The 11,185-nt window shown below is 46.2% G+C and carries 14 protein-coding genes and 1 pseudogene; 2 read left to right on the top strand and 13 right to left on the bottom strand.

The features are described from left to right. The 4 genes from AMS66_RS34200 to AMS66_RS28190 form a co-directional block, all read right to left on the bottom strand. The coding region (locus tag AMS66_RS34200; RefSeq protein WP_236703658.1) for a sugar phosphate isomerase/epimerase family protein at positions 1 to 504 on the bottom strand (504 nt) is incomplete at its 3' end. A gap of 230 nt (positions 505 to 734) precedes the next feature. After that, positions 735 to 1,232 (bottom strand): metallophosphoesterase family protein, encoded by a 498-nt coding sequence (locus AMS66_RS28200; protein ID WP_053783904.1) that lies wholly within the window; start codon positions 1,230 to 1,232, stop codon positions 735 to 737. A 36-nt stretch (positions 1,233 to 1,268) separates the two neighbouring features. Then, positions 1,269 to 1,703, bottom strand: coding sequence for an Rrf2 family transcriptional regulator (locus AMS66_RS28195; RefSeq protein WP_024630344.1), 435 nt, complete (start codon positions 1,701 to 1,703; stop codon positions 1,269 to 1,271). Positions 1,704 to 1,775: 72 nt separating this feature from the next. Further along, positions 1,776 to 2,174, bottom strand: a complete 399-nt coding sequence (locus AMS66_RS28190; RefSeq protein WP_053783903.1) for a DivIVA domain-containing protein — start codon at positions 2,172 to 2,174, stop codon at positions 1,776 to 1,778. A gap of 206 nt (positions 2,175 to 2,380) precedes the next feature. Between AMS66_RS28190 and AMS66_RS28185 the strand changes: the two genes are divergently transcribed. Further along, a complete protein-coding gene (locus AMS66_RS28185) occupies positions 2,381 to 2,947 on the top strand; it encodes a TraR/DksA C4-type zinc finger protein (RefSeq protein ID WP_053783902.1) in 567 nt (188 codons plus the stop codon). Between the two features lie 158 nt (positions 2,948 to 3,105). Here the strand turns inward: AMS66_RS28185 and AMS66_RS28180 are convergent, their stop codons facing one another. From AMS66_RS28180 to AMS66_RS28145, 7 genes and pseudogenes are all read right to left on the bottom strand, one after another. Further along, positions 3,106 to 3,828 carry an ArsR/SmtB family transcription factor gene (locus AMS66_RS28180; RefSeq protein WP_236703657.1) on the bottom strand — a complete coding sequence of 241 codons (723 nt, stop codon included), beginning with the start codon at positions 3,826 to 3,828 and terminating at the stop codon, positions 3,106 to 3,108. Positions 3,829 to 3,899: 71 nt separating this feature from the next. Then, a complete protein-coding gene (locus AMS66_RS28175) occupies positions 3,900 to 5,186 on the bottom strand; it encodes an MFS transporter (RefSeq protein WP_053783900.1) in 1,287 nt (428 codons plus the stop codon). A gap of 182 nt (positions 5,187 to 5,368) precedes the next feature. After that, entirely contained in the window at positions 5,369 to 5,644 is a 276-nt protein-coding gene (locus tag AMS66_RS28170) for a barstar family protein (protein WP_053783899.1), read from the bottom strand. 17 nt (positions 5,645 to 5,661) lie between these two features. Continuing rightward, positions 5,662 to 5,997 (bottom strand): annotated as a pseudogene (locus tag AMS66_RS28165) (ribonuclease); the annotation flags it as partial. Between the two features lie 395 nt (positions 5,998 to 6,392). Next, positions 6,393 to 7,400 carry a Gfo/Idh/MocA family protein gene (locus tag AMS66_RS28160; RefSeq protein WP_053783897.1) on the bottom strand — a complete coding sequence of 336 codons (1,008 nt, stop codon included), beginning with the start codon at positions 7,398 to 7,400 and terminating at the stop codon, positions 6,393 to 6,395. Positions 7,401 to 7,402: 2 nt separating this feature from the next. Beyond that, the gene (locus AMS66_RS28155; protein WP_053783896.1) at positions 7,403 to 7,777 is read right to left on the bottom strand and encodes a helix-turn-helix transcriptional regulator; all 375 of its coding nucleotides are present in this window, start codon (positions 7,775 to 7,777) and stop codon (positions 7,403 to 7,405) included. Between the two features lie 510 nt (positions 7,778 to 8,287). Then, positions 8,288 to 9,433 (bottom strand): acyltransferase, encoded by a 1,146-nt coding sequence (locus AMS66_RS28145; protein WP_053783894.1) that lies wholly within the window; start codon positions 9,431 to 9,433, stop codon positions 8,288 to 8,290. Between the two features lie 61 nt (positions 9,434 to 9,494). On the opposite strand from AMS66_RS28145, the gene AMS66_RS28140 reads away from it, so the two are divergent. After that, positions 9,495 to 9,905 carry a YidH family protein gene (locus AMS66_RS28140; protein WP_053783893.1) on the top strand — a complete coding sequence of 137 codons (411 nt, stop codon included), beginning with the start codon at positions 9,495 to 9,497 and terminating at the stop codon, positions 9,903 to 9,905. Positions 9,906 to 10,038: 133 nt separating this feature from the next. Here the strand turns inward: AMS66_RS28140 and AMS66_RS28135 are convergent, their stop codons facing one another. Together AMS66_RS28135 and AMS66_RS34465 are read right to left on the bottom strand one after the other, a co-directional pair. Then, entirely contained in the window at positions 10,039 to 10,641 is a 603-nt protein-coding gene (locus AMS66_RS28135; protein ID WP_053783892.1) for a general stress protein, read from the bottom strand. A 432-nt stretch (positions 10,642 to 11,073) separates the two neighbouring features. After that, a partial coding sequence (locus AMS66_RS34465) for an ATP-dependent helicase C-terminal domain-containing protein (RefSeq protein ID WP_269084577.1) occupies positions 11,074 to 11,185 on the bottom strand: 112 nt, incomplete at its 5' end.

Here is an 11,185-nt window from a genome sequence, read left to right as displayed (position 1 = left end):
TTGTACAAGCCGATAAGCCAGTGATGCAGTGGGTGCAATTGTTTGATGATGAGTTTCTACTACAGCCTTTACCTTATACTGTTGGGCCATTTCTTGAACTTCACTCAGATAATGCACCGCTTGTTTGTACAATTCAGGATAGCTGGTTTTGCGATCATAGCCAGGCACTCCAACACGCATCACGGATGCGCCCAAGGCTTGAGCCGCTTGAAACGCCTGCTCTGTAGCAAGCAGATCCCCACAGCTCAGATACGGCACCAATGCAATCGATTGTCTGTCATGCTTTTTTGCCGCTTCACGGAATGCAGATACCTGTTCTTCCCACTGGTCCGGATCTATCGAGCAACGATTATGTCTCCAATAGGAAGGTTCTTCGGACAAAGCATCTGCCGGTATTCCGCGATATCTCCATTCGATTCCTTCGATGCCAGCTGCGGCTGCAGCTGAAGCCAATTCATCTCCCGTCAAGTCCGGTGTCGCTACAGTGAATACAGACAATTTCATCAACATTCATCTCCTTATGTAAACGTATTCAATTTATTGTTGTAAACGCATTGTATCATTACTACGAATACCTCCATAGGGGTCAACGCGAAGAGATGAATGACAGATAAACAGCAGACCATATTCCCCATTCAGAGATAACTTGCAGGTTTCCTTTTAAACACACATATAACAAAAAGCACCCCGAATAACAGAAGATCCTTCTGATTCGAAATGCCGTGTTTCAACTTCTATTTTTTATCAAAAAAAACATGTTCCGCCTGCAATTTCCCCAACTCTGTCGTCATGATACCAAAAGAATACTGCGGCTGGCGCCGCCGATCCGTAGGTGAGCCTGGATTAAAGATCAATACATCATTGACCGTATGCATCACCGGAATGTGTGAGTGTCCAAAAATCACGGCATCCACTTGCTGCCCTGCAAAGGTGTGAATCGCATTCTGCTCGGTAGACTTTGCTCCCAGATGTCCATGTACCAGACCAAGACGCAAACCGTCCGCCTCAACAATGCGGGAGAACCCGAGTTTTTGCCCTATTTCAGGCGGGTCTGTATTGCCTGCAACACCTTCAACGGGTGCATAAGCGCTGAGCAGCTTGTATACATCCCAGTCCGACCAGTCACCCGCATGGAGAATCAGATCGGCATTTGCTAGCGCCTCAAGCAGGGGTTCGGGTAACGTACGTGCTTTTCGAGGTAAATGAGTGTCCGAGATGACAATAATGTTCATAGTACAGCACACCTTCCCTTTCCCTTACATTACGCTTTATTCAACATGTGTTGGAAGAACTTCCATCTGGGAACAGGAACGCTCCATATCTTCAAGGGTAATGGATGCGAAGAACTGTTCCACTTTAGCTTCGGCAACCTGGTACAGATTAGTCAGAAGACTATCGATACGAAGGCCAACATCACAATTTGGATTGCAGTTACCGTGAATCGGAAACAATGGGCCTTCATCCTTGGCAGCCTGATAGATCATGGCTAATGTGATTTCGCTTGACGGCTTGGCGAGATAGAATCCTCTTGTTCCCGGTGAGGAGTCTACCAGTCCTGCCTTTTTGAGCCCGCCCAGAATACGTCTGACCACGACAGGGTTGGTATTCACGCTACCTGCAATCAGTGCCGAAGTGATTCGTTCAGGCGCGCTGAAAGACAACAATAACAAACAATGCACACTGACCGAAAAATGAGTACTCATGATTAACCACCTTTTAGTTGAGCATTAAAATGCTGATTTTATATCAACCCGGATCATCCCGGATGTGCAGGCTTACTCGGAGAACAGGTCCTGTTCAGGGCGTGCCCGGATTTTTAGTTGCCGAACGCTGTATTCCAGTTGTTTCACAATATCATCCAGTTGTTTCACAATATCATCCAGTTGTTTGCGATCAATCTTCGTTGGATCCTCCACTGGCTTCGCCGATGACTTCAGATCCCGAATCGTTAACTGCTGCTCTTGCCACTTGTCCATCAGATCCGCTATATTGGCATAGAAACGTTCGTAATCTTTAATAACCAAATCAAGATAGGCATCTACCTCATCCGGATCATAACCACGAAGTTTATAGTTGAATTGTTTTTCATGAATCGATAAAGCGTCTAGCTGCACGCCCAATTGCTTGAACAATTGTCTTTGTTTGTCCAATCTTCGTTTCATATGCTCATCCATATTGACAACCCTCCATTATCAAACGCGCCGCGGTATGCATCAAGAAGATCTTCGATACCGCCGCATTTTCTCTCTCTATTTTTTATAACACATTATCCGTCAGATATAAAATCGAACGACCCTCTTTACATACGAAACTGATTGCTTCTTAGGAAATTCGGGTAAGGACTGACTACAACCCCATTGCGGGAAAGGAGCATGTCCTTATGAGTACATTAACCAAAGATCAACTTCAACAGCTGAAAAACGCTCTTTTGGAACAACGTGAAAACCTACAGCGCCATTTTGAATCCAGCATGGAGGACGGTGCTCCAGCCGAGTCCCTGAAAGATTCAACAGGTGAGCTGTCATCATACGATAATCACCCGGCAGATGCCGGTACGGAGACGTTTGAGCGAAGCCGTGACTTGGCGATAGATGATACGTTAACTGACGAGTTCGATCAGGTCAATGATGCTCTGGAACGAATGGAACAGGGAACGTATGGCTCATGTGTAACCTGTGGTGAGGAAATTCCCTTTGAACGACTCGAAGCGATCCCTTACACAGCCTACTGTATCGATGATACCCCAAACCGCGAGTTAAGCAACGAACGGCCGATTGAAGAAGAAGTTATGACGATGCCGCCAAGCGGTGCCGGAGAAGTAAGACAGCGCAATGCTGGCAAGTTCGATAACGCAGACGCCTGGGAAGCCGTCGAGGAATATGGCACATCGAACTCCCCCGCAACTGCAGCCAAACGTGACGTGAAAGACTATGATGAAAACATGTAGTTTATGAACGAATTTAATTCGTTTAAGCAAAATAATGTACATGTCATCCATCATGCCAAATTGCGCATGAAAAAGCCGCCAATGGCGGCTTTTTTCTTGGTCCAGCATATCATCTTTATACAGTTGAAACTTCAATATCGCGATGAAATATGCTCCGGTTACTCTTCCAACTGACCACCAGACGAGGATTCCTCCCGCTTTGTAGCAGGTCTTGACGTTTTTGCAACGGACTTGCCCTTATCGGATGAAGCCTTCTTTTTCAATTTCACATCTGTGCTCTTAGCGGGCTTATTCACCGTATCTCTGGATAGGGAACTGAATAAATGAAAGACCTCCTGGTCCGCATTATGCCTGTCTTTCGTTAAATAGGGTTCACACATCTTCGTAATATTGTTGTACAGCTGCTCTACTTCTTCACGGCTAGCATACAATGTCATATCCGAGATAAACATACGATCCCCGTTTTCCGCCTGATTCATAAATCGCTGACGGCTCTGCTCGAACATTTCATTTAACAATTTGAGGGTTTCGGAACGAAATACCTCCTTCAAAGGTGAATTCTCTTCATCCTCGTTACGGAGCTGGATTTCCCCCTTGAAGGGCTCATAATATTTGGCGATGATTCCATTAATTTCACGAGTCGATACGATGGTGAGCAGACCGATTTTCTCCAGTTTTTTCACATGATAATGTACCTTGGCTGGCACTTCGCCCATCTGGTCCGCGATCTCTTTGACCGTAGAGGGTCTGCCCTGTTTATTAAACATATTCATGATCTGTATCCGATACGGATCGGAGTAGACCTTGATTTCTTCAATTGTTGAAAGTACTTTGCGCTGCATACCTGTATCCTCATTTCCGGGGTACCTGTTGCCCATCATGTGTATATTATACCGTCCGGACAGGGTTTCGGTCAAAACAGGCTGGAGATAACACGTTTCATGAAGCCTTATTATAGAACAGTGCGGAAAGTCTTACTCAAAAGTACCAGAGCGGCCGACATGGCAAGCAAAACACCAAACACCATAAACAGAATCGGCAATGCCACCCAATCTGCAAGAGCTCCTGAAATCAAGCTCCCTAATGGAGCAACACTCACGACGAGCATACTTTGAAGGGCATACACCCTGCCAAGCATTTCGGAAGGCGTAACTTCCATGAGATAGGACGCAAGGGGTGTTGTAGCGAGTGGAATTCCCAGGCCCATCATCAGACAAAAGACAGCAGCAACAGGCAGCTGGTAGGACGTCATGTAAGCCGGCAGTGCAGTCATGGCATAACTGAGCCCCAACATGACAATGCCTACGATGACCAGCACACTTTTACGGTAATTCGATCCTCGGTGAGACAGCCACAAGCCGCTCAGTACCATGCCTGCCACAATCAGCCCACTGAGCAGACTTAATCCTCCCGCTCCGGCGTGCAACGTTTCAATGACATATGGCGTGCGAAGAACATTGAATGGCATCAGACAGAAGTTAACAAAGGCAAACAGAATCGAGACGATCAGCAATAACACATGTTTACGCATAAAATGAAAGGCTTCCGTCATTTCAGAGAATATACTTTTTCTTACTGGAGGAGAATCAGATGAATCGGATATCATATTTTCATTGTTAGATGATGTTGAAGCTTTCGGGTAACCCACACGGCTCATAAGGAGTGCACTTAAGGCAAACAAACCAGCATCGATCAGAATCGTCCATGTGATCCCTGCCATTGCAATTAATGTACCCGCCACTGCAAGTCCTGCGAGTTCCGCAACCCGGGTTGCGGAAGAGGCCATGGCATTACCGGACAGGAGCATCGACTTGGGGAGCAATCGCGGTACACTGGATACCTCGGCTGGTGACGCGAAACATTCCAAAAGGGAATTCAGGATGGTGATGACGAACAGATGCCAGACTTGCAGCTCACCTAGACCAAACAAAAGGGCTGTAATGCCAACGAATAATCCTCGACCAGTATTCGTCAGTACTATTACCTTTTTGGGCGACATACGATCCACCAGTGCACCGACAAACAACCCCAGAAAAATACTTGGCAAAAAATTGACAGCCAGCAATGTCCCCATCAGCAGCTTTGAACCTGTCAGAATGTACACCATCCAGCTATAGGCAATGGAATCAATCGAATCGCCGAATCTGGAGACGATCTTGCTCACCATAAACTGCACATAAGGTTTAATCCGAATTAATTCCCCGATCCCTTGTTTGCGTGCGACTGTACCTTCGCTCATGATTACTCCGCCTCTCAACGTGAAAATATTTTTAATGTTAATTTTATTTTAACGTATGATATGCGAAAATCAACCCTTTCGTGAAAATATTTTTAACGATGTGTTCATCCCCATAAAACACAAAAAAACAGACCCCAGGGTCTGTTCACTTTGTACTCAAATTTGCAACTATGATCCATATACTAGTCCTCAGTCTTCAATTGGAATCCAATACCCTCTTCTTCCGCCTCAAACATCAGCTGATATACCTTCTCTGCCTCATTCCCCAGTCGTTCCTTGCTAATCTGGTAGTTTGTCCAGGTTAATTCAAGCGGCAGCTCAATCATGCCTGTTAGGCAGTCCCACAAGGCGTCGAGATTCGTACCGTAAAAGTCTGGCAGTTCGAGCTTTTGCTTCAATAGCTCATGCAGCTCTGCCGTGCTGGAAAATTCCTCACCGTTCAGTATTACCCTCTTCATGTCTGTGTTGTCCTTCCTTATTTCAAGCGAGTAAAGGATGCATAGTGGTCTGTCGTTTTGTAGATTAAGCCATCATTGGAATACAAAATGCGATCAGAATTACGAAAGCCAGAAGTGTAGTTGATGTCTGCTTCACGCCAAGTACGGCCACTCGCTGCTGGAAGCAAGCCTTCCCGGTTGCTAAACACGTCTCCACCGATACTTTTGCCCGGAGCAACCGTAGCAAGATTACCTTGGGACGATACCCAGCCCAGTGCCGTTGCCTGCGCTTTGGTAATGTAGTTGCATGGCAGTTTCCCGTTGGCGCTGAGATAGTTAGCCACACCAGTAAACGTGTTGATGATGGTACACGTTACAGCTGAAGCTTTCTGTTGTCCAACCGGAGCGATCTGTGAACCCGTGAAGAAGACAATCGTTAACATAACCGCGAGCAGAGCTGTGGACATAAACTTTTTCATAAATCCAGCCTCCCAATGACTTAAAATGGATGAACGTTGCCACTATGTAAGTGATGTAAGATATGAAATCTGCCAGGATGTACGTTCTGCTAGATTATAGTGAACAATCCATCTATTTACTATTTATATCACATCATTTTGGCGGAAATATAAAATTTAAAGTTTATTTTTGTAAAAATATATAAATATGACATTATGATACAGCGAAAAGACTCACATCCCGGAGGATGGAGTCTACTATTTCGATCATGTTTATCATGTTCTATCAAAATATCATGTTAGTTCCTGCTTTAATCGACTAATTGTATCCGTTGACGGGTTCGTGCGGATTCCAGGCATGCATCAATGACACGCATATTCTGAATTGTATTTTGCGGACTGAACGGCAGCGCTTCTCCTTCAAGCACCGCGGCTGCAAATGTTTCCACCTGCAAAACATAGGAGTTGGATACTGATACACGTTCCTCACGGCTGACGGAATCGGTATGCACGATAATCTGTGGTGGAATATCACTGTTCTCCCAGCCGAACACCTTAGGCAGTTCAATCCGTCCATCGGTACCGAGAATCTCCATCTCGGCTCGCCCGGAGGCCCACATGCCGCAGTCAAACGTTAACGCTACCGAATTCGGAAATTCCACCAGTCCCGAAGCCATCATATCGACGCCATCATGCTCTTCTGAAAATAGAGCATGTACCGTTACGGCTTCTGGCTCCTGCCCCAGATACATGCGGGCTGCCGAGATTGGATATACGCCAAGATCAAATAATGAACCTCCGCCCATCTCCCGTTTGAACCTTACATTGTCTTTGTCATCAGCGGTATTACAGGTGAAATTGCCATGGAGGGCTCTGACAGTACCAATCTCCCCGCTGGCTATAATCTCTTGCACACGTCTATGCTTGGGATGATATCGATACATGATCGCTTCTGCAAAAAGAACACCGTGCTGTTGGCATGCCTCAATCATTTCCGCTGCTTCATCCGCGTTCAGCGCAGCCGGTTTCTCACATAAAACATGTTTTCCAGCCTGAGCAGCCTTGATGGTCCACTCCTTGTGCATATGGTTCGGTAGAGGAATATATACGGCTTCAATATCCGGGTCGGCAATGAGTTCTTCATAGCTGCCATACGCTCTGGCAATGTCGAGTTCATTCGCAAGAGCTTCCGCCTTTTCCTTGCTGCGGCTGGCGATCGCCAGCACCTCACCACGTTCGGATTGCTGGATCGCCGGAATGACTGCATTTTTCGCGATTGTGGATGTACCGAGTACACCCCACTGTAAGTGTCTGTCCATGCTTATCTTCCTTTCGCTCCGTAATTGTCCTCTTCTGCCTTGTGTAACATGCCGAGACAACGATCGAGATCGGTTTTGACCTGTTTTTTATATAATTCAGCTTTCTCCGCACCATCATCCGTGAAGTGATATAAAACGATTTCCTGAAAATCGACTTTGGGATCACTGCCCTTCAGCTTCTTCGTACGATAAAAGACACCCTGTTGAACCAATTCATGCAGCGCCCGGTAAATCTCGCTCTGGGGTGGTACATAACCGTAGGCTTTGAATTCCTGCTTCATGGCCTCCAGCATTTCATAGCCGTATCCCCTGTGCTGCTCAACCATCGTAATCAGATACAGCTTAATAAATGCCCGCTGCGCAATCATAAAAGCCACGTTCATTCCCCTCCTGTCAGCTCTATATATCTAGTATTATAAAACTTATGTTCCCCTTCTGCCATCTTTATCCGTCTTTCTCCCTTTAATCGATCGGCGTTGGAAGGCAAGAAGGAGAAATGAATGGATAGGCAGGAACGTAAGGTAGAGCGAGAATTTGGGCTTTCTATTATGAATTTTTCATGTAATGAAATTTTAAAATTTATTTCAAAAGTGATCGTCATGGTATTGGCGTCACTTTTTTTCAGGTTGTTGCTTCCATTTTATCGGCCCTCAACTCTCTTTTTTACAAATGGACGAGCACCTAGAACTTTTAGAGCACTTCGAGCACTTGAGAATTGCGGGCACTTAGAGAACTTAGAGACTTAAAGAACTTAGAGACATAAAGAACTCCGCTAGGCGCGCAAGATCATACGTTGTAAGCATCGATTTTTGGGTATGCCTTGCAGTAAGTTTCTGTGAGTTTCTGTGAGTTGTTCTGAATTTTTCATATAATGATGTACTCACCTGTTAATCAGGTCTGGACTTCGGTACGGTTCCCACAATCCACTTGCCCCAGCTTACGCGGGAAATAAGCCATGTGAGTACACAGGATAACGTAAGTGCCAGCAACCAGGTGATGATCATGCGCACTACGGGATTTAAACCCAGTGCCACATAAAACTGTTCATCCGGAATATAGCTGTAGCGCAGCATAAGCATATGCATCAGGTAACCCCCGTACGAAACCCCGCCAATCCACGCCAGCAATCGTGTTACCCTAATATTGCGGAGCTTGCCAGCCAGCTGGTACATCACCATGATGGAAGCAATGAGGAATAAGATCATATCCGGCCGGATGAGACTGACGGTATAGAACGTGATCCGTATGCCCTCCGGCTTCTGGAACTCCTGCATTAACATATATATAAACCGAAGACCAAGTACAATAAACACGGCCCAATATACCCAGCGTAAACGCTGAATCCACTCGTTCCAGCGTTGGACCGATAGCCCTGCTGCCGCACCAAGCACAAAATAAAAAAAGAAATACAGGAAATTACGATCGGCATAGGTTGTAAAGGCATCGGTCAGCACCGGCACATTCAGCCATTCCATAAACTTGGCGATATTTCTCAACTGATCCGCAAGCACAAGGTACACCACACCGGAGATCAGAAGAGATATTGTACGCCCCTTCGCCTCATATCTGTTATAGACATATCGGATTGCTCGCAAAAAAAGGGGAAACAACAGATAAAACTGAATCAGCATGATAATGTACCAAAAATGCGAGGTTGTTTTACCCGTAATTAGTTTTAAACCAAGGTCGGGGATATCCTGCCAACCAAATCCGTTCCATCCGCGAGGCGCGAGTGTGAAGTAGATTAGTGACCAGATGATATATGGAACGATTACATCGGTTAATCGCTTTTGCATAAAACGTCCATAGTTCAACTTGTCTCCTGTATTATAGAAAAGCACCATGCCTGTGATAAAAATAAACAGGGGTACAGCAAATTTGGACAGCATCAGCAGCATCGCGAGCAAAACGCCGTCTTCCAGTCCCGCTTCAGGGACTAGGGAGTAATGAGCTATGGAGTGCTGAAGGACGACTGCTGCAAAAGCAATTCCCCTCAGACTCTCAATTTCTGCAATTCGTTCTTTACGAGGCATAAACAGACAGCCCCCTTTCTTGGTTTTGCTATGAAAAAAACGTACAATAAAGCCATATATTATGAACGGGGTGATTCACATCTCAGATACAGACCAAGACATAACCACCATTGACTCCAAATATGTACAACAGCATATGGCTAACGAACGAACCTTTCTGGCTTGGGTTCGTACCGGTATTGCCATGGTCGGAGTCGGCTTTCTTGCAGCCGGATTTGGCTTCAATTCAACAGCATATGATCGGATGGCCCATATTGCGGCAATTATCATCGGTGTTACTTCCCTGGTCAGCGGTATTTTGATTATCCTATGCTCTGCTTCCGCTTACCACCGAAAACGCAATCAGATTAATTTGCAGACGTTCCAGGCATCCACGAAATTGATTCGGTTCCTGACACTAATGTTGCTGGTGATTGGACTGGCCCTGGCCGTATTACTGTATGTATTGTTATTCCCTGCCTGGCAGGTTTAACACCTGCTCATCCGTTAATTCAGGCATGATATATAGGGGCAAAAGCCGGCTTCCTCTAAGGAAACCGGCTGCTGACCATCTGGTGGTTCACATATATCATTCCAGTTGAAGAATCCTTCTTTGGGGATACGAATTATAGAAAAGTATTGTTGCCAAATCGAGCCGCCTTATTCTGGGCTTCCAGTCTGCGCTCTTCCATATCGAGATCCGGACGCTCAGCAGGCACATCTTCTCGATGGACATCAATACTGTTCCGGTTCACATAACTGTTATTGCTAAACACGTCATAAACATCTGTGTCCCGATCCGTAGAGTCCACGAGCAACAGAATTTTGCCACTTTGCACGTATTCCTCATACTGTCTGGCATCCTCCTCCGGAATGCCGAGACCGACGAGTCCACCTACAAGTCCGCCTGCTCCTGCGCCTACAGCGGCACCCGTAAATGCTGCGGCAATGGGGCCTGCGGCCAGAATAGGACCTATGCCCGGAATCGCCAATGCCCCAATGCCTGCGAGCAATCCGGCTACTCCGCCGAGCACCCCTCCTGTTGCCGCACCTGCAGCTACACCTTCGGGTGCTTTTGTACCCGTCTCTTCGCGAATGGCCTTCAGTTCATCCCGATCCTGTGTGACTACCGAAATTTCGTCTGAAGTGAATCCTTGGGCTTTCAGTCCCTCGATTGCTGATGATGCCTCACGTTCTGTATTAAACACACCTACGATTTTCTTCTGCATAGTGAATCCCTCCTCATCGAATTGAGTGGTTCGCTATGTTATTACCCGCCTTGCTTTCTTTCAAACGTTTCCAACGCAATATCATATTTTGGAACACCTAGGTGGCTGACGACCATTAATATGCAGCGGGGCACCGCGCCGACTTTTTCTAAAGAACATAGGATGACTTATTTGGACCATGTGCTCTAATTTTCAATTTTAAGGAGTACCAGACACGTTATTCCCCTAAAACGCCCTTAAAAAATGTCACAAACGGCCCCAAATTCCAATATAACGTGACTCAGGTTCGCTACTCTTTAGAAGGTGCTTCAAGCCCCTGTATAACACGTCTCATGTTCGTTAGCGCCCCACCACCTATCCGCCGATCGCACCTCCCCCGTTCAAGACGCGTTCACACCCAGCTTCCAGACGAGGTTTGAAGACCCTTTCTTGCTAAACTCGCGGTTTGGTCCGGTTAGTCGCTATTGCTTCGAGCGGATCATCCGGCCAATAATGCTTTGGATAACGGCCTTTCAAGTCTTTCTTCACCTCAAAATAAGTCTCC

Source organism: Paenibacillus xylanivorans, assembly GCF_001280595.1.
GTDB lineage: Bacteria > Bacillota > Bacilli > Paenibacillales > Paenibacillaceae > Paenibacillus > Paenibacillus xylanivorans.
Note: the sequence above shows the minus strand (reverse complement) of the source record. Positions and strands in the feature narration are given on the sequence as shown.